The organism is Dysgonomonas sp. PF1-14 (assembly GCF_029892965.1).
Lineage (GTDB): Bacteria > Bacteroidota > Bacteroidia > Bacteroidales > Dysgonomonadaceae > Dysgonomonas.
In genome coordinates this window covers 1-18,532 of the sequence record NZ_JARXWN010000008.1, presented here as the reverse complement: position 1 = coordinate 18,532, position 18,532 = coordinate 1, and the positions used below count along the sequence as shown (strand labels likewise).

The following is an 18,532-nucleotide window of genomic DNA, read 5'->3' as shown; positions in this document are numbered from 1 at the left end:
TTCAGCTTGAATAGCCCGCTATTCGCGCTTCAGATAAGAAAAAATCATTCCAAAAATAGTTCTGAAAACCTAAACGAATAAAATTTAAACAGGCTCTAAGTTGCCTCCACTTTTAAGTGGAGGAGATAAAGAGAAATAAGAAAAAGGCTTTAGCCAAATTGATTTAGACTAAAGTCTTTTTTAAGATGGATACAATTCCACGCCTCAAAAGGCGTGGCAACTACCGAATCAACTATCGGTTCACACGATATATCAAAGAATGTAAGCCGGACGTAAAAACAAAAGCTTACATTTTTTGTTTAGTAAAGACATAGAAAGGACTAAGATAATGGCTGACAAAAAATTATATATAAAAAACATGGTGTGTAACCGTTGTATAATGGTTGTCAGGTCGGAACTCGAAAAACTGGGCATAGAACCCCTTTCGGTAGAACTGGGCGAAGTAACCCTTTCCGAAAATCTCACACCACAACAAAAAGAACAGCTTGGCGGAACATTGGAATCGCTTGGTTTCTCACTGATAGATGACAAAAAAGCGCGGCTGATAGAACAGGTTAAAAACCTGATCATAGAACTCGTACATTACAATAACAACAACCTCAAAATAAATCTGTCCGACTACATTAGCGAAAAGCTTCACCACGATTACAACTATATCAGCAACCTGTTTTCGGAAGTGGAAGGCACTACCATCGAGAAATATTTCATTGCCCAGAAAATAGAGAAGGTAAAAGAACTGCTTGTCTACGATGAGCTTACGCTCAATGAGATCGCATTCAACCTCAACTACTCGAGTGTGGCACACCTCAGCGCGCAGTTCAAGAAAGTGACCGGACTGACCCCGAGCCACTTCAAACAAATAAAAAGCAATAAACGCAAACCGCTCGACGAGGTGTAAATCTCATAAACTTTTCGGAAAATAATGTAACAAATCAGGGAACATTTGTTACGATCTTTGTATTATAAATATTACAATAATACAAATTATGAAAACCGATAATATAACAAAGAAAACATTTCCCGTACTGCAACTATCGTGTGCATCGTGCGCTATCAGTGCCGAAAGCATCGTCAAAGGGCTCAACGGTGTAGACAATGCGTCAGTCAATTTTGCCACAGCCACCCTTGCAGTAGAGTACGACCCGAAGGTGATCAGTCCCGAAGATATGCGCGCCGCCATTCAGGATGGTGGCTACGACCTGCTCATAGAAGAAGATAAAAATGTAGCGGGTGATATGCTTGAAGAAATACACGAAAAGAAATACAACAGCCTCAAGCAGAGAACCATCTGGGCGGTCGTACTATCCCTGCCTGTGGTTATTATCGGCATGTTCTTTATGGACATACCGTATGCCAACGAAATAATGTGGGCATTGTCTACCCCCGTCATTTTCTGGCTGGGTAAGGACTTTTTCGTCAATGCATGGAAACAGGCAAAGCACCGTTCGGCAAACATGGATACCCTTGTGGCGCTGAGTACGAGCACAGCATATTTGTTCAGCGTGTTCAATACCCTGTTTCCCGATTTCTGGATGCAGCGCGGAATCCATCCGCACGTATATTTTGAAGCTGCCAGCGTGATCATCGCCTTTATATTATTAGGTCGCCTGATGGAAGAGAAAGCCAAAGGTAATACCTCATCTGCCATAAAGAAGCTGATAGGCCTGCAACCTAAAACAGTGACAATCATAGACGCCGCCGGAGATTATAAGGAAATAGCGATAGAAAACGTAAACATAGGCGATACAATACTGGTAAAACCCGGTGAAAAAATCGCTGTGGACGGACGCGTTACCGAAGGCAATTCGTATGTAAATGAAAGCATGCTGAGCGGCGAACCCGTACCTGTGCTGAAAGAGGAGAATGAAAAGGTATTTGCCGGAACGATCAATCAGAAAGGCAGTTTCAGATTCAAGGCTGAGAAAGTGGGTTCGGATACAATGCTCGCACAGATCATAAAGACCGTACAAGATGCTCAGGGCAGCAAAGCTCCGGTGCAAAAACTGGTAGATAAGATCGCAGGGATATTTGTTCCTGTAGTCATTGCTATTGCTGTTATTTCATTTGTCGTATGGCTCATATTCGGCGGTAACAACGGGTTTACACAAGGGCTGCTGGCTCTGGTAACAGTGCTTATTATCGCCTGTCCTTGTGCTTTGGGACTTGCAACACCTACTGCCATCATGGTAGGTGTAGGTAAAGGCGCTGAAAAAGGAATACTGATAAAAGATGCTGAGAGCCTCGAACTGGCAAAGAAAGTGAACGCTGTGGTACTGGACAAGACAGGCACTATTACCGAAGGTAAACCGGTGGTTACAAACATTCTGTGGGCTGATGGTAACGATAGCCGGAAAGATATATTTTACAGTATCGAAAAACAATCGGAACACCCTTTGGCTGAGGCTGTAATACGCTATTTTGAGGGAGCATCTGCCTTACCTGTTTCTGCCTTCGAAAGCATAACAGGAAAAGGCGCAAGCGGTGTGGTAGACGGCGAAAAGTATTTTGCGGGCAATCGTAAGTTACTAAGCGAAAACAATATAGGCATAGACAATAAACTTTTACAAGAAGCTGAAAAACTTAGCGGTGAAGCTAAAACTGTAATCTGGTTTGCCGACAGCCGACAGGCGATAGCTGTAGTTGCCATTGCCGATGAAATAAAGGATACGTCCGTAACGGCAATCCGTCAATTGCAGAAAGCAGGTATAGAAGTGTATATGCTCACAGGCGACAATGAAGCCACTGCAAAAGAAATAGCGACCAAAACGGGCATCGGGCATTACAAAGCGGAAGTATTGCCTCAGCAGAAAGCCGAATTTGTAAAACAACTGCAAGCCGAAGGCAAAACCGTAGCAATGGTAGGTGACGGCATCAACGACAGTACGGCTCTGGCACAGGCAGACCTGAGCATAGCAATGGGAAAAGGCAGCGACATAGCGATGGATGTAGCCAAAATGACGATCATTTCTTCCGATCTGACAAAGATACCCGAAGCGATAAAGCTGTCGAAACAAACGGTAACGACCATCAGGCAAAATCTGTTCTGGGCATTTATATACAATCTCATAGGCATTCCTATTGCGGCAGGCATCCTTTATCCTGTCAGTGGCTTTCTGCTCAATCCGATGATTGCCGGGGCAGCAATGGCGCTGAGCAGTGTAAGTGTAGTCAGCAACAGCCTGAGGTTGAAATGGAAGAAGTGAAAGTGCCCCCTCAATCCCCCAAGGGGGACTTTAAAACAAAGACACGAAATTCATAATTATAATACTCTCTCTGTATCCCTCCCCATTGGGGAGGCTAGGAGGGGCAAAAAAAGAAGAATATGAAAACATTTACATTTAAAACAAATATCAATTGTGGTGGTTGCATAGCCAAAGTAACCCCGTTTATGGACGCTGTCGAAGGTATCTCCAGCTGGAATGTAGACACTACAAACAAGAACAAGATACTGACTGTGGTATCGGACGGCATTACCGAAAGCAAAATAATAGAAACTGTAAAAGAAGCAGGGTTCAATATAGAAAGTGTGAGTGAATAAATTTTGTTTTGGGGATATTAGAGCCTGTTTAAATTTGACCGAAAATATTTCATGGGACTGTTTCCGATTCTTCTTTAGTTCTTATTTTTCTTCTTTCTTCTCTATTTTCTACTTTCCACTCTTGGTTTAGCCCGCTTGCGGAGCTAATGCACAGAGTCGCATGCGCGACAAGGCGAATAATCGTCACTCAATCGTGCGTCCGCCCGCGCCGTTAGCTTTATGGACGGGGCACCCGTAGGGTGAGAAAGGCGTGAAACAAAAACGTGTTTGAGCTTAACTGTTGATTGGAACAATACAAAGTTGTGAGCGAGTTTTTTTGTTTAGCCTTTGAGCCCTCTAACGGGTCGTCCTATGAAGCGTGGCGCTAAAGACTTTTTGATTCCTTTTGGGGCTTAGGCCAAAAGTAATGCAAGCAATCTGTGATTGCGCGCAGTAGAAAATAATTGAACGTTTATTTGATATAACATCAAATACTGATTCGCATTACTTATTATCAAGTGTGTTAGTTGCCACGAATTTTAAGTGGATAATTGACAAATAGGAATCGACTTTAGTCAAAGCTATTTTGGATAAAGCCTTTTTGTTAGCCATCTCTTTATCCTCCAGCAAAAGCAGGAGGCAACTAAAATGCAGATATTGAACGATTATATTCCTATTTGGAACAAGCACTAATAAATATCGGCAACAACAGTAGGATTGATACAATTCTCACTATATTTACCGATTATTTCAACACGCAGAAATGTATTCGAACAAAACAAAGAAAATAGTAGCGATACACGACTTATCAGGAATAGGGCGCGTGTCGCTTTCTGTGGTAATGCCGATACTCACTACTATGGGCTTTCAGGTAAACCCGTTGCCGACAGCCATATTGTCGAACCATACCCAATATCCTTACTTTTCGTTTCTCGATCTGACAGACGAAATATCAAAGATCATAGCCGAATGGAAAAAACTCGGAATAGAATTCGATGCTTTTTATTCGGGTTATCTGGGTTCACCCAGACAGGTAAGCATTATAAAAAAATTTATACAGGATTTCCGCAAGGAAGACAATCTGGTAGTGATAGATCCCGTATTGGGCGACAATGGCAAGCTCTATTCCGGCTTCGATATGGAAATAGTAGAAGAAATGCGCCGCCTGATAACGGTTGCAGATGTTATCAGCCCAAATCTCACCGAATTGTTCTACATGCTGGATATACCATACAAAACGGAAAATACGGATGAGGAACTGAAAGAATATCTACTGCAATTATCGGCAAAAGGCCCGCAGATAGTTATTATTACCAATGTACCTGTATTGAACGACCCGCACAAGACATCCGTCTATGCTTACAACCGGTACGGGAACCGTTTCTGGAAGATTACCTGCCCCTACCTTCCGGCTCATTATCCGGGCATGGGTGACACCTTTACCAGTGTGGCTACCGGCGCACTCATGCAAGGCGATAGCCTGCCTATGGCACTAGACAGGGCTGCACAGTTCTGCTATCAGGGCATCAGGGCTACATTCGGATACGAATCTGATCCACGAGAAGGCATCCTGCTCGAAAAGGTATTGCAAAACCTCAACATCCCGATACAGGTGACAAGTTACGAATCGATATAACCGAGCAGGATTAATTATGCCTATCAGTAGTTGAGATCGTATTAAATAATTGTTCAATTTGTATAACCTCAATTGTAAAAAATGGGACTCGATCTTACAGACACTCAAAATAAGTTTCAGCTAATCTGACAACATTTTTCTCTTTCAAACGCCCTCTAAGGGCTTTTGGGGAGGGGATTTGAAAGAAAAAAATGTATTTTGAGGTTGAATTTCATCTGACAGTAGAAATTGTATGATCGAGTATCAACTTTAGCACCTCAATCTTAGTCTGGAGTTAATAGATTTAGCTCATGACTAACGCGCACTCCTGTGCTTGTTTTTACTTTTGCATCGCCCAAAAGTAAACAAAAGTCTAGTGCTTCGCTCCTCAGCGACCTGTCAACGGTTTGACGGCTGAAGGGGACAAACGGGCTATCGCCCCATCCCCTTCTACGCCACCTGCACCGGACAGGTGCCCGCTTGCGGAGCTAATGCACAGAGTCGCACGCGCCGACAAGGCAGGCTAATCGTCACTCAATCGAGCGTCAGCACGCGCCATTAGCTTTATGGACGGGGCACCCGTAGGGTGAGAAAGGCGTAAAACAAAAAACGTGTTTGAGCTTAACCGTTGATTGGAACAATACAAAGTTGTGAGCGAGTTTTTTTGTTTAGCCTTTAAGCCCTATAACGGGTCGTCCTATGAAGCGTGGCGCTAAAGACTTTTTGATTCCTTTTGCGGCTTCGGGCAAAAGGAATACAAGCAATCTGTGATTGCGCGTAGTAGAAAACTTTTGAGGTTGTGGATAATTGGCAGAATAGCTATCGACTTTTGTCGAAGCTGTTTTTACTAAAGTCTTTCGCCTACATCCCTTTCTCTCCTCCACTTAAAAGTGGAGGCAACTAATACACTAACAACAAAACGCTGACAACTCTATTGAATATAAACTCTATTGCGTGATAGAATATTTATTTTCGGCATAGAATATTGATTGTCTTATGATTTGCGCTGAGAATGCAAATTGCAAGTGTTTTTTTTTGCTTTAGAGCTTGTTATTATAATAAAAATATCTATATTTGCACCGCGATTGAAAACATGGTGATTGTAGCTCAGTTGGTTAGAGCGTCGGATTGTGGTTCCGAAGGTCGCGGGTTCGAGACCCGTCTTTCACCCAAAAGAAAAAGAAGCTGTTATTCAACAGCTTCTTTTTTTGTTTTATAACATATATAACTTTTACGATTCCAGATTTTTCTGTTTGGTCACATCGCGCATAAATACATTATATTCGTCGCTGCCCGATGATTCTTCGTATAGCTTAAGATCGAAGAACGGAACCACACTGATAAAGTGATTCACTACCTCTGAAAGTATGACTTCATATTCGGCCCACACAGTAGTAGTAGTAAACGTGTACAACTCGATAGGCAAGCCCTGAGATGTAGGTGAAAGTTGCCGCACCAACAGCGTAAGTTCGTTGCTGATTTTCGGATGCTGGCGCAAATAATAGGTACCATATTGCAGAAACAGGTCGCTATTCGTTATCCGGTGTACATTCAGCGGTATGGAGCTGTCCGTACCCTTGTTCAGCGTTGCATACTCCTGCTCTTTGGCTGTGATATATTCTCTCAGTCCGTCTACTTTCTTGTATTTTTCCAATTCCTCATCGCTAAGGAAACGCACTGTATCATATTTGATATTCAAGGCACGCTTGAAACGCCGTCCGCCGTACTCTTTCATTCCTCTCCAGTTTTGGAACGAGTCCGAAATAAGCGCGTAAGTCGGTATTGTTGTTATCGTTTTATCGAAATTACGGATTTTCACAGTCGTGAGGTTTATCTCTTCCACATCGCCGTCCGCTCCATACTTATTCATAGTTATCCAGTCCCCTATCTGCACCATATTGTTGGCACTGACCTGAATACTGCCCACAAAGCCTTTGATAGAATCCTGAAAGACGAGCATCATAATAGCTGAGGCCGCACCCATAGCTGCAAAGAATGCCGTAGCTGATTTACCTGTGAGTATAGAGTAAATAACAACCGCCCCGAATATAAAGAAGATAATATAGATTACCTGAATGTAACTCTTCATCGGCTTGTTGTGAAACGCTGGTCGTTCCTGCAACACATCGGCAAGCGATTTGATGAGAGACATTATAGTCCATATCACCATAAAGACCATATATATATCGGTCAGCTTTGTAAGCGGGCTTATCCATCCCTGAAAGTCGTGAAAGACAACCGGTATAGCACTCCTTACAAAAGAATATGGTACTACCAACGCCAGATAATAGGGTAGCTTATTATTGATGGCATACTTGAAAAAGGAAAGGTTCGTTACTTTGTTGACTTTTCTACATATAAATGTCAACAAATATTTTGTCAGCAATTGCAGTACATATACAATTACTACCACTAAAGCTATAAGGATAAACAGCTTGGTATATTCGATCAGATGCTCGGGAACACCCATTCCCGAAAGAAATTCCTGCATCCACTTCGATACCGTAGCCGTTATAGGGTCAATCTCGACCTGTGTTTTTTGTTCATTCATAATTTACTTTTCAATTTTATTAGTCGTTTTACATACGTTTCGCTCCTGTAATCGCCGGTTGGCGATATTCGGCATAACTTGAAATAAATTCAGTTCTGCTCTCGCTACTTAAAAATGTTCTTTAATTTCTCCTATTCTTAACAATGACTTGCTTTTGTCGAAAAAACAGTCTAATGTATCATTCATATTAAATACACGATAACTATTATCATAAGCCCATGTACCTTTCACGTAGACTTTGCATAAATATTCTTCATCGGGCTTCTCTCTTTTGTCTTCCGGTATTTTTTCATACGACAGTGCTTTGAGATACTCTATTTTGGTAACCGTACCGTTATCCTGATCGCGGTATCGGAAATGGCTTTTTACGGCATCCCCCATTCTTTCCAGATCGTAGCTTTGCGAAGTACAGGCTGAAAAAGTAATGCAGAAAACAGCGATTATTAATAAATAACACTTCTTCATACTCCTTTAGTAATTGTTTAAATTAGACCAAAAAATATTCATATAACTGTTTTTTGTTGTTCTTTGGCTCTTATTTTTATTCTTTCTTCTCTATTTTCTACTTTTCACTCTTGGTTTAGCCCGCTAAACCTGCGAATAAAAAGAAAAAAATATATTTGAAATAATACAAAATAAGAGTGCCAATCAGATTTAAACAGTTACTTAGTTTTTATTTTTTCAAAATTAACAAATATCGGATGCCTTTACAAATACTTATCTGTATTAAAGTAAAACAGTTCCTAAAAATAATTAAAGAAATACAGCCAATTATATGATAACAACAGCATATTTTTATACCTTAGCATTAGAGTTTATATTCGATAGAATTATATACACTTTATTGTCAGCGCATTAGTTGCCTCCACTTTTAAGTCGTGGCAACTAGCACGCCCTAAATACTGTTATTGTACATAAAATGTATTATGTATGCTACCAATAAATAATAGAAAGCATGAGCAGGAAAGGTACTGAAAAATTCTCATGGAAGACCCGTTCCAAATCAGCATTATATGCCCTCAACGGGATGAAAATACTCTTTAAGGAGGAGCACAATTCGCGCATCCACACCGGTATCACCATTGTGGTGATCATTGCCGGCTTTCTGCTGAATATATCGGCAACCGAATGGATGATAATAGCTATACTGGTAGCTCTTGTATTCGGATTGGAAATTATGAACTCGGCTGTTGAAAACCTCTGCGACCACGTAACACCCGAAAAAAACGAGATGATACGAAAGGTCAAAGACCTGGCTGCCGCAGCAGTTTTTTTTGCATCTGTAATATCTGTTATATGTGGAGCAATTATTTTTTTACCCAAATTGTGTGATTTATTTTAACGAATAGAGACTAATATATCAGATGCGGTACGAATTGCACGAAAATCGCCATCTGCAACATTGAATAAAAGCTCGGAAACTATAACGGCATCACTATCTGTAGATGCTTAAAAAACAATATATACCGGAAATTCTTACCGGAAAAAGAAACAAAGATGTATATGGGTTGTTTAACCTATACTGTTTAAACAATCACATAAAATCAAATTAAAACATGAAAAAGCTAATTTACTTACTTGTTCTTCCCTTATTAATTATTTCTTGTGGAACAGACAAACCACTGGAACTGAATGTAATGACATTCAATATCCGCCTCGACCATGCAGGCGACAGCCTCAACAACTGGCAATACCGCAAAGACATTGCGGCACAATTGGTAAAAGACAACAATATAGATGTACTAGGCACACAGGAAGTGCTCGTAAATCAGCTAAACGACCTGAAAGAACGCCTGCCCGAATATAACGCCATCGGTGTAGGCCGCGAAGACGGTAAAGACGGAGGAGAATTCAGTGCCCTGTTTTACAAAAAAGATAAATTTACGGAAGTAAAATCGGGAACTTTCTGGTTGAGCGAAACACCCGAAGTAGCCGGTTCGAAGGGCTGGGATGCTTCGTACATACGTGTAGCCACTTGGGCTATACTGAAAGAAAATACAACAGGCAAAGAAGTGTTTGCCATAAATACGCATCTGGACAATGACGGGCTCACCGCACGCAAAGAAGGCGGAAACCTGCTGATGAAAAGAGCGATGGAACTGGGCAAAGGAATGCCGATTGTGCTTACTGGCGACTTCAATGATACACCCGATTCGGAAACAATAAAGAATATAACCGATCAGTCGAAAGCTGATCATTTGTTCGACAGTAAAACCATTGCCACCAAAACAGGCGGTACAGACTGGACATTCCACGACTTCGGACGACTGCCCGAAAACGAACGTGTGCTGCTGGATTACATATTTGTGAGCAAACAGATAAAGGTAACTGATTATGAAGTATTGCCCGACTTGCTGAACGGAGTCTTCTTCTCCGATCATAAGGCTGTGATGGCAAAGGTTGTGATAGACTGATTATATCTTCTATACAAATAGGATGATAAGATATTATTTTTCAAGTATATTAGTTGCCACGACTTTTAAGTCGTGGATAATGTAACCGGATAGAAAGCGACTTGAGTCGAAACGGTTTTGGCTAAAGCCTTTCGCTATATCATGCTTCTATCCTCCAGCTAAAGCTGGAGGCAATTAAAACACAAATAATAAGATACATATATTTTTATATGCACTATACACCGAGAAGATTACATTTGACTATAGTTTTAACAAAACACTAAAAACATGAGGAAATCATTGACATTATTAGCTCTGATCGTCTTGGCCGGAATGGTTAAGGCTCAGATGCCACAGCCTCTTCCTGTAGACCCGCAGGTGAGGTTTGGCAAGTTGGAAAACGGCCTGACTTATTATATCAGGCACAATGCTTATCCCGAAAAGAGAGCCGATTTCTACATCGCCCAGAAGGTGGGTTCGATGCAGGAAGAAGACAGCCAGGCAGGATTAGCACACTTTCTTGAACACATGGCCTTTAACGGAACAAAGAATTTTCCGGGAAAGAAAACTATGCTCAACTACCTGGAATCTATCGGTGTTAAGTTCGGTGCGAATGTGAATGCATATACATCTTTTGACGAAACAGTGTACAATCTTTCCAATGTGCCTGTCGTACGCCAACCTATCATCGACTCGTGCCTGCTTGTATTGCATGACTGGTCAGGATTTATTGCCCTGAAAGATGAGCAGATAGACGAAGAACGCCTTGTGATAAAAGAAGAATGGCGTACCCGCAACGGAGCCAGCATACGCATCTGGGAAAAGCAGTTGCCTGTTATCTTCAAAGATAGCAAGTACGCCGATCGTATGCCTATCGGTAAGATGGAAGTAGTAGAAAACTTTTCTTATCAAACGCTGAAAGATTATTATCACAAATGGTACAGACCCGATCTGCAAGCCATAATAGTAGTGGGCGACATAGATGTGGATAAGGTAGAAGCACAAATAAAAACAATGTTTGCCGACATACCGAAACCTGTGAATGCAGCAGAAAGAGTCTATCACCCTGTGCCCGACAACGACGAGCCTATTGTATCTGTGGTTACCGATCCGGAAGAAGTGAATACCCGCGTCACTCTTTACCTGAAGCATGAAGTGTTGCCTGAACAACTGAAAAGCACACAGGCAGAGCTGATTACCGGTATAGTAAAAAATATGGCATCGACAATGCTTTCAGACCGTCTGAAAGAAATTTCGCAACAGGCTGATGCTCCGTTTGCCGCATCGCTGGCGTATGACGGTCATTTCTTCGTAGCCAAAACAAAGGATGCATGGACTACTATTGCCCTCAGCAAAGAAGGTAAGATAAACGAGACGCTAGCTGTTATCGCAAGAGAGAACGAACGTGTAAAAAAATTCGGTTTTACCGATGCGGAAGTGGAAAGAGTGAAAGCAAATATGTTGCAACAATACGAGAACATGTACAACAACCGCAACAAGGAACTTAACGGACGTTATGTACAGGAGTATGTACGCAGCTTTGCCGACAGCGAAGGAATACCGGGAATAGAATATGAATATAACTTCCTGAAACAGATGGCGCCGATGATTAGTGCCCAAATGGTAAATGGCATGGTGCAGCAGTTGATCAAAGACAAAAATGTGATAATCACCGTTACTGGCCCTGAAAAAGAGGGTATAAAATATCCGACTACCGATGAATTGCTGGCTACATTCAAGGCTGCCGCAAGCGAAGACATCACTGCCTATGTGGAAGAGGTATCGAACGAGCCGCTTATCACTCAACTGCCTAAGGCGGGAACTGTAGTAAAAACAGAAACCGATGCCAAACTGGGTACTACACTATGGACACTGTCTAACGGCATGAAAGTAGCTATAAAGAAAACAGACTATAAAGACGATGAAATAATGATGTCTGCGGTAGCATACGGCGGTACGTCTATCGTAGCCGACAACGACATTTACAATGCCTCTATGGCGAGCATGGTTCCATACGTTGGAGGAATCGGTAATTTCAGCTCTACCAACTTAAAGAAAGCACTTGCCGGCAAATCGGCAGGCGTGAATGCCAGTATATCCGATAATACACAAGGATTTAACGGAAGATCTAACATAAAAGACCTGGAAACGTTACTACAGCTTACATACCTCTATTTCACCGCTCCGCGCAAAGACGAAGGTGCATACACTACATTGATGGATCTGATTAAGAATCAGCTAAAAAATCTGAGTACAGAGCCGTCATTCATAATGAGTGTGAACACTACCAAAGCACAGTATGGCGACAATCCGCGCAAACAGGAAATGACATTGGAAGATGCCGAGAAGCTCAATTATGACCGCATATTAGAAATATACAAGGAAGTGTATGCTAATCCGGGAGCATTTACATTCACTTTTGTAGGAACTGTAGACGAAGCCACATTGAAACCACTGGTAGAGCAATATCTGGCTTCGCTGCCTGCGGGCAATAAGGACGCTACATACAAAAAAATGAGTGATGACCTTCGCAAAGGCAAGTTCGAAAACATTTTCGAGCAGGAAATGAAAACTCCTAAAACATCGGTATTCGAATTGTATAGCGGCACACTGAAACGCGATCAGAAGAATCAGATATGCCTGTCGGCTCTGAAACAGATACTCGACATCGTATATGTACGTACAGTACGCGAAGAAGCCGGTGGTACTTATGGTGTAGGCGTAGGATCGAGCATCAGCCGCATACCGGAAGGACAAACCAAGCTGTATATGAGCTTCGACACCGATCCTGAAAGGGTTAAAACCATCTCTCCTATCATCGACCGCGAAGTGAAAAAGATAGCTGAGAATGGCCCTGAGGACGAAGACTTCCTGAAAGTGAAAGAATATATGATGAAGAAATTCCAGGAGGACGAAAAGACTAACGGTTACTGGCTCAGCATCGTAGGTGCTAATTACTTCTACGGTGAAGACAATCACTCCAACTACATGTCGATAGTGAGCGCCCTTACCAAAGACGACATCAAAGCTGTTACCAAAGCATTGGTTTCTCAAGATAACTTTATCGAAGTTATTATGAATCCGAAGAAGTAACAGATAAGGAAATATATAGCGAAAAAGCCTCAGGATAGTGTATTTCTGAGGCTTTTTTTCTGTTTTTAAGGATACGCTTTGCTGTCCGCATATTAGTCGTTAGATTAAGTTATATGTTCAATTTGTATAACCTCAATCTTAGTCTGGAGTTAATAGATTTAGCTAATGACTAACGCGCACTCCCGTGCTTGTTTTTACTTTTTGACTCGCCTTCGCTTCGTCGATCGTTGATTCATTGCCAAAAAGTAAACAAAAGTCTAGTGCTTCGCTCCTCAGCGACCTGTCAACGGCTTGCCGACTGAAGGGGACAAACGGGCTATCGCCCCATCCCCTTCTACGCCGCCTGCACCGGACAGGTACCCGCTTGCGGAGCTAATGCACAGAGTCGCGACGCACTGTCAAGACAGGGTTATCGTCTCCCAATCGTGCTTCAGCCCGCGCCTTTGAGCCCTCTAACGGGTCGTCCTATGAAGCGGGGCGCTAAAGACTTTTTGATTCCTTTTGGGGCTTAGGCCAAAAGGAATACAAGCAATCTGTGATTGCGCGCAGAAAGAAATTGAACATATAATCTCAACTTCTGATTTGCATTGATAATATATAGTTGCTGATAGGGCCTAAATGAGCGAAATATACATAATGTAAACCATAAAAAACAATCGTATTCACAAAATTTAGGAGAAAAATGTTTTTCATTAACACGAAAAGCTTGTACTTTTGCAGTACCAAAACGTATATATTATATATGATATATGCGAACGAGCGAATAAATGGAGGGGGTATCCGAAGAAAGGGATATTCCTTTTTTTGTGCGCCTACTCCAAAGATTTTAATAGTTGGAATATGAATGAAAGAATCAAAGGAGGCTTATTAGTCTTTATCGGAGCAGCAAGCTTCGGATTATTATCTACAATCGTAAAATTTGCATACGCCGAAGGCTACACTCTGGGAGAGATCACCGGTACGCAGTCGTTCTCGGGAATGGCAATACTATGGTTACTCTACCTCATCACTTCAAAGTTCAGAAAAGAAAATAAAGAAGAACCTGAAAAAGCTGCAACAACCGGATCTCCTGTGAAAACCAAATGGTGGAAAGTATTACTTGCAGGTACATTTACCGGACTGGTGGGAATTTTCTACTATCAGTGTGTAAAGCTGCTGCCTGCTTCGGTCGCCATCATACTACTGATGCAATACCTGTGGATAAGCATGCTGATAGAAGCTATCGTATTCAAGAAGAAGCCAAGCCGCAAACAGTTGTTGCTGTTGGTGGTTGTACTTGCCGGTACATTACTGGCAGGCGGGCTGTTCAGTGATGTTATCGTCCTCAATCTGAAGGGTATCGTGTTCGGGTTGCTGGCTGCTGCCTGTTATGCCATCTTCCTGATGACAAGCGGACGCATAGGCAACGACCTGCCTGTACTGAAAAAGAGTGCGCTGATGATCACCGGTTCGTGTATGCTTACATGGATTATTTTCCCACCCCTCTTTTTCTTCAATGGGGTATATTTCGGTGGATTGTATGCGTGGGGGCTGATTCTGGCTCTGCTGGGTACTGTACTGCCTCCGTTCCTGTTCTCGGTGGGTATTCCGCGTGTGGGGGTTTCTATTGCGGCTATTCTGAGCGCTGCCGAGCTGCCAGTGGCTACACTTTCTTCGGCATTCGTACTGCACGAATCGGTAGATGCTATCCGCTGGGTGGGGGTGGTGCTTATCCTGCTGGCGATAGTGGCTACGAATGTGAAATCGAAAGAGGCGAAAGAGATAGCATAGAACAAATTGCATCAATAGTGCTTATATCCATAACCCCTAATCTTTATAATTAAGGATAGAAAGCAACTGTAATAAAAAACGAATGTCCGGACAAACGCTATTGTCCGGACATTTCTTGAAAAAAACGCGAGATGTATTCGGCATATTGAGGAACGCTTATGATTCGGGTTCTGTTTCTACTCCGTATGTCTCAGAAACTATTACTCTTGCGGTAGCTTCCTCGCCTTTGGCTACTTTGATATATCCGTTTTCTACCTTATCTCCTGCATCTATAATACCGTCAACGTTAATATCTATGATCATCAGTGAGCCCAGAGCTATGTTATCCAGAGCAGTTCCTGTTTTATATTCAGGAGCTTCATCTATTTGTTTCTGTGTTGTAAACAAACCTGAGATCAGATAATCGTCGCGCAACGGAGCTTTTCCTTCTTTGTCGATAGTGTAGAAAAGGCTGTCGGCATAATAGTGTTCAAGCATTGCTTTTCCTTCTTCGTCAGTGGTGACAGAACCAATCTGAACGAATTCTTCATTGTTGTATCTGAAGAAATTGATAACTGCACCTTTCGATACAGCCTTTTCGTCAGCACCTTCAGCCCATTTTTCATTGATTTCGTACACAAGGAAATTTGATGTCTGTTTTTCCATTTCTACTACAGGCAGTACATTGTCTACCAGATAGATGAGGTTGTCTCCGGCTTTTGTAGGCGTGCCTGTTTCCATCAATACATCATTGATGTACAATTTGCCGTCTTTGCTGGTTATAACCAGTGGCTTACCAGTAATATTCTCTATTACGAGCGAGTCGGCAGCAAAATCTGTAAGGTCGTAAGTTCCTTTTACAATGTGGCGGGTAATGTTGTCCTTGCTTATAGCCTCATCTTCCACTTCTTCAGCCGCTTTTTTCCCTTCGGCTGGTGTATCTTTCACTGCAAATACGGTAATATTACCTTCACCTACATTTATGCCTTCTACATTATCGGAAAGCACCTCTGTAAAGCCTGATACACCGTCCATTTTCCCGAGGGCTTCGGCAACAGCTTTCAGTTGGGTGTTGTCTGTTGGCGGCGGTGTAGGACCATCATCATCGCTACACGATAGTGTTGAGAAACCAAGTGCCAATGCTACAATACTTAGATAGAAAATCTTTTTCATAATTAAACATTTTATTAATAAAAATTCAACAATAAATATTATTATCTTGATTAATACTAAGATCGTTTACGGATATTTCTTCAGAAACTCCATTCCCCGCAATGCTTAATGTGTCTGGATGTCGCCATAGGTTAATAGGTTATGGCACTTTATTTCATTTTTGTGCAATGATAATTATAACGTGAAACGGGCATTATGCACAAAACATAGCCATTCTTGCTCTAAGTTGAATAAGTCTGACAGTATAATTGATGATTTCAGGGCTGAAAAAGCTGTATGATTAAATGGATTTTAACATATTATAATGTTTTTCACTGTGATAAATATTTTACATAGTAACTTTATTTACATTGTTTTGAATACAGATTTATCACCTGTGATGTTAAATGATTTAACTTCGTTGCGAATAAATTTGTTTTTTGATATTGAATTACATATATTTGTTTTGCCAGAGAGTTTATATTGTGCCTGGAATATATACAAAGACAAGAGTTCAACTACAAATAATTCAGAATAAACTACGGACAACAGCACTTCATGCTATTGATCTGCCTTTTATCTGTCAGTAATTTAGCTAATAGAGTGAAAGATATAATCGATTGATAATTTGTTTTCAACCGAACCACTCTTTATTAACTACACTGACCTCCGGAGTTTTCATTCCGGGGGTTTATTTTTCGATAAAGAAGAAAAAACTATCTCAAAAATAGTTCTAAAAATTTGAGCGAATCAAATTTAAACAGTTACTAAATAAAATAGCAAAAGAGACTGCCCTTCTTGTTTTTGGGACAGTCTCATTTTTGAATGTTACTTATTTATTAGTTTCTTCAGCCTGTTTAGAGCCAGCCAGCCTATAAGCATGAGCAAGAGTATCCTGCCACACCATATCTGAAATGCCTGAAATGAGGTAAGGCGATTTGTCTCCTTCTCTACCTCTACAGGGTAGGGCACTTGTATAGAATCGGTTCTGAAAATAGAATCTCGTATCAGCTTGTCGCGATACAGATACTTATACTTTTCGAGCCATATGGTATCTCCTTTCATCTTTATCAGCACCGAATCGTACAGATGTACCGAATCGCGCTGTATTTTATCTCTGTATTCAGTTTTTACACTTTCTACAGGGACATAAACCATAGTAGGTTTGCATCCGGCAAAGATGAACAGGAAAGTGACTACGGCAACAAAGAGGAGAGTGGTTATATGCTTTTTGTTCTGTCTGTTCATAGTCTGAATTCTTTTTTTACATCGAAGCAGGGACATGCCTTTGCTGCAAACTCATTGTGCCCATGCACAGTTGCTTTCGGGTATTTGATCTGTAGACCGGACACCAGTCGTGTCAATGCTTCATTTTGTTTATCGGTACGGGTATCTTTCGGACGTCCGTTTTCGTCGAGCCCTCCTATATAGCATATTCCTACCGATGTGGCATTGTGTCCCAAGCAGTGTGCACCGAGCAAAGATTCGTTTCTGCCCTTGTGTACACTGCCATCGAGATAAACGACATGGTGATAGCCAATTTTGGCAAAGCCTCTTGCTTTGTGCCATCGGTCGATATCCTCCACTGTAAAATGCTGCCCCTCTTTGGTGGCCGAACAGTGGATAATAATTTTATCTATTCGTCTCATCCTCTGTTTCTTTTTTATCGGTTAATTGATTCTTTAAGGTTTCTGCGATTCCTTTTATCAGGTCGTCCCGGTTATCCAGTATTGCCGACAGATCTTGTAGGCTTTTGTTCAGTTTCTTTTTGTCTTTATCATTTGCCTTCTCCAGTATTGATTTGGCTTCTATAAAGATCAGGAATCCGGCGGCAATAAAGGTTACATAGGGCTGCGGATAGAAAAACATACCGATGCAGTCGAACATAAAGGCAAAGAGCATCATGGCATAATACATGACTATCTTAGTCACTGTCCGGCGGAGTCCGTACGAGGTACGGGCTTCGTTGCGTTCTTTGGCTTTGCGGTATCCGCTTATGAGGTCGATAACGATAGCCACTGCCACAAACAGCCACATAATGGCTATTATGGCGAGTTTTATGCGCAGGTCGGCATAATCTCCTGTAAGCAATGAGTGTATAAATAGTGTCATAATAGTAATATTTTAATTGTTATAACTGCTGCAACAGACATGCCGCCTGCTATGGTGGCAGCAGCATCGTACCAGTCAAATCTTGTTTTCCTCACATATTTATCGTATAACTCCTTCCCGAATCCTGCAATAACAGGAAGGAATAACAGCCATATCCATATATACGCGAACTGAGCCAGCAGCAAGCCACTGCAAAAATGCAGCAGCTTGTCTTTAGGTATGGCATTGTCGATTTTTGTTTGTAAATCCATATTATTACGCTGTTAAACTTGCTTTTTCATTATCAGTCAGTATGCGGTCGAATACAGCGAGATATAAAATACCCTCGTTGTTCAAGTCCTGATCTATGT

15 protein-coding genes and 1 tRNA gene are annotated in these 18,532 nt (G+C 41.7%); 9 read left to right on the top strand and 7 right to left on the bottom strand.

Annotation, left to right across the window (positions count from 1 at the left end):
• Positions 1 to 328 precede the first annotated feature (328 nt).
• The 5 genes from M2448_RS10805 (at position 329) to M2448_RS10785 (ending at position 6,303) form a co-directional block, all read left to right on the top strand.
• Positions 329 to 898 carry an AraC family transcriptional regulator gene (locus tag M2448_RS10805; protein ID WP_280646931.1) on the top strand — a complete coding sequence of 190 codons (570 nt, stop codon included), beginning with the start codon at positions 329 to 331 and terminating at the stop codon, positions 896 to 898.
• Positions 899 to 986: 88 nt separating this feature from the next.
• Positions 987 to 3,203, top strand: a complete 2,217-nt coding sequence (locus M2448_RS10800) for a heavy metal translocating P-type ATPase (RefSeq protein WP_280646932.1) — start codon at positions 987 to 989, stop codon at positions 3,201 to 3,203.
• 119 nt (positions 3,204 to 3,322) lie between these two features.
• Entirely contained in the window at positions 3,323 to 3,538 is a 216-nt protein-coding gene (locus M2448_RS10795) for a heavy-metal-associated domain-containing protein (RefSeq protein WP_280646933.1), read from the top strand.
• Positions 3,539 to 4,280: 742 nt separating this feature from the next.
• Positions 4,281 to 5,153 (top strand): pyridoxamine kinase, encoded by an 873-nt coding sequence (locus M2448_RS10790; RefSeq protein ID WP_280646934.1) that lies wholly within the window; start codon positions 4,281 to 4,283, stop codon positions 5,151 to 5,153.
• A 1,074-nt stretch (positions 5,154 to 6,227) separates the two neighbouring features.
• Positions 6,228 to 6,303: transfer RNA gene (locus M2448_RS10785), tRNA-His, on the top strand.
• A 60-nt stretch (positions 6,304 to 6,363) separates the two neighbouring features.
• Here the strand turns inward: M2448_RS10785 and M2448_RS10780 are convergent.
• Positions 6,364 to 7,683 (bottom strand): mechanosensitive ion channel domain-containing protein, encoded by a 1,320-nt coding sequence (locus M2448_RS10780; RefSeq protein ID WP_280646935.1) that lies wholly within the window; start codon positions 7,681 to 7,683, stop codon positions 6,364 to 6,366.
• Between the two features lie 108 nt (positions 7,684 to 7,791).
• The gene (locus M2448_RS10775) at positions 7,792 to 8,148 is read right to left on the bottom strand and encodes a hypothetical protein (RefSeq protein WP_280646936.1); all 357 of its coding nucleotides are present in this window, start codon (positions 8,146 to 8,148) and stop codon (positions 7,792 to 7,794) included.
• Between the two features lie 490 nt (positions 8,149 to 8,638).
• On the opposite strand from M2448_RS10775, the gene M2448_RS10770 reads away from it, so the two are divergent.
• The 4 genes from M2448_RS10770 (at position 8,639) to M2448_RS10755 (ending at position 14,939) form a co-directional block, all read left to right on the top strand.
• The gene (locus tag M2448_RS10770; protein ID WP_280646937.1) at positions 8,639 to 9,025 is read left to right on the top strand and encodes a diacylglycerol kinase family protein; all 387 of its coding nucleotides are present in this window, start codon (positions 8,639 to 8,641) and stop codon (positions 9,023 to 9,025) included.
• A 214-nt stretch (positions 9,026 to 9,239) separates the two neighbouring features.
• Positions 9,240 to 10,097: an endonuclease/exonuclease/phosphatase family protein gene (locus M2448_RS10765; RefSeq protein WP_280646938.1), complete on the top strand. Its 858-nt coding sequence runs from the start codon at positions 9,240 to 9,242 to the stop codon at positions 10,095 to 10,097.
• A gap of 267 nt (positions 10,098 to 10,364) precedes the next feature.
• Positions 10,365 to 13,169 (top strand): M16 family metallopeptidase, encoded by a 2,805-nt coding sequence (locus M2448_RS10760; protein ID WP_280646939.1) that lies wholly within the window; start codon positions 10,365 to 10,367, stop codon positions 13,167 to 13,169.
• Between the two features lie 840 nt (positions 13,170 to 14,009).
• Positions 14,010 to 14,939, top strand: coding sequence for a DMT family transporter (locus M2448_RS10755; protein WP_280646940.1), 930 nt, complete (start codon positions 14,010 to 14,012; stop codon positions 14,937 to 14,939).
• A gap of 156 nt (positions 14,940 to 15,095) precedes the next feature.
• Here the strand turns inward: M2448_RS10755 and M2448_RS10750 are convergent, their stop codons facing one another.
• The 5 genes from M2448_RS10750 to M2448_RS10730 form a co-directional block, all read right to left on the bottom strand.
• Positions 15,096 to 16,091, bottom strand: coding sequence for a fasciclin domain-containing protein (locus tag M2448_RS10750; protein ID WP_280646941.1), 996 nt, complete (start codon positions 16,089 to 16,091; stop codon positions 15,096 to 15,098).
• 807 nt (positions 16,092 to 16,898) lie between these two features.
• Positions 16,899 to 17,318 carry a hypothetical protein gene (locus tag M2448_RS10745; protein WP_280646942.1) on the bottom strand — a complete coding sequence of 140 codons (420 nt, stop codon included), beginning with the start codon at positions 17,316 to 17,318 and terminating at the stop codon, positions 16,899 to 16,901.
• Positions 17,315 to 17,719, bottom strand: coding sequence for an N-acetylmuramoyl-L-alanine amidase (locus tag M2448_RS10740; protein WP_280646943.1), 405 nt, complete (start codon positions 17,717 to 17,719; stop codon positions 17,315 to 17,317). The genes M2448_RS10745 and M2448_RS10740 overlap by 4 nt, the downstream gene beginning before the upstream one ends.
• Positions 17,703 to 18,182 (bottom strand): phage holin family protein, encoded by a 480-nt coding sequence (locus tag M2448_RS10735; protein ID WP_280646944.1) that lies wholly within the window; start codon positions 18,180 to 18,182, stop codon positions 17,703 to 17,705. Before M2448_RS10735 ends, M2448_RS10740 begins: the two co-directional genes overlap by 17 nt.
• On the bottom strand, positions 18,179 to 18,433 hold the full coding sequence (locus M2448_RS10730) for a hypothetical protein (RefSeq protein WP_280646945.1): 255 nt from the start codon (positions 18,431 to 18,433) through the stop codon (positions 18,179 to 18,181). Before M2448_RS10730 ends, M2448_RS10735 begins: the two co-directional genes overlap by 4 nt.
• Positions 18,434 to 18,532 lie beyond the last annotated feature (99 nt).

Coding starts and splice junctions, on each gene's coding strand:
- M2448_RS10770 (WP_280646937.1), top strand. CDS start 8,639: ATGAGCAGGAAAGGTACTGAAAAATTCTCATGGAAGACCCGTTCCAAA.
- M2448_RS10790 (WP_280646934.1), top strand. CDS start 4,281: ATGTATTCGAACAAAACAAAGAAAATAGTAGCGATACACGACTTATCA.
- M2448_RS10780 (WP_280646935.1), bottom strand. CDS start 7,683: ATGAATGAACAAAAAACACAGGTCGAGATTGACCCTATAACGGCTACG.
- M2448_RS10805 (WP_280646931.1), top strand. CDS start 329: ATGGCTGACAAAAAATTATATATAAAAAACATGGTGTGTAACCGTTGT.
- M2448_RS10775 (WP_280646936.1), bottom strand. CDS start 8,148: ATGAAGAAGTGTTATTTATTAATAATCGCTGTTTTCTGCATTACTTTT.
- M2448_RS10750 (WP_280646941.1), bottom strand. CDS start 16,091: ATGAAAAAGATTTTCTATCTAAGTATTGTAGCATTGGCACTTGGTTTC.
- M2448_RS10760 (WP_280646939.1), top strand. CDS start 10,365: ATGAGGAAATCATTGACATTATTAGCTCTGATCGTCTTGGCCGGAATG.
- M2448_RS10800 (WP_280646932.1), top strand. CDS start 987: ATGAAAACCGATAATATAACAAAGAAAACATTTCCCGTACTGCAACTA.
- M2448_RS10755 (WP_280646940.1), top strand. CDS start 14,010: ATGAATGAAAGAATCAAAGGAGGCTTATTAGTCTTTATCGGAGCAGCA.
- M2448_RS10730 (WP_280646945.1), bottom strand. CDS start 18,433: ATGGATTTACAAACAAAAATCGACAATGCCATACCTAAAGACAAGCTG.
- M2448_RS10745 (WP_280646942.1), bottom strand. CDS start 17,318: ATGAACAGACAGAACAAAAAGCATATAACCACTCTCCTCTTTGTTGCC.
- M2448_RS10735 (WP_280646944.1), bottom strand. CDS start 18,182: ATGACACTATTTATACACTCATTGCTTACAGGAGATTATGCCGACCTG.
- M2448_RS10740 (WP_280646943.1), bottom strand. CDS start 17,719: ATGAGACGAATAGATAAAATTATTATCCACTGTTCGGCCACCAAAGAG.
- M2448_RS10765 (WP_280646938.1), top strand. CDS start 9,240: ATGAAAAAGCTAATTTACTTACTTGTTCTTCCCTTATTAATTATTTCT.
- M2448_RS10795 (WP_280646933.1), top strand. CDS start 3,323: ATGAAAACATTTACATTTAAAACAAATATCAATTGTGGTGGTTGCATA.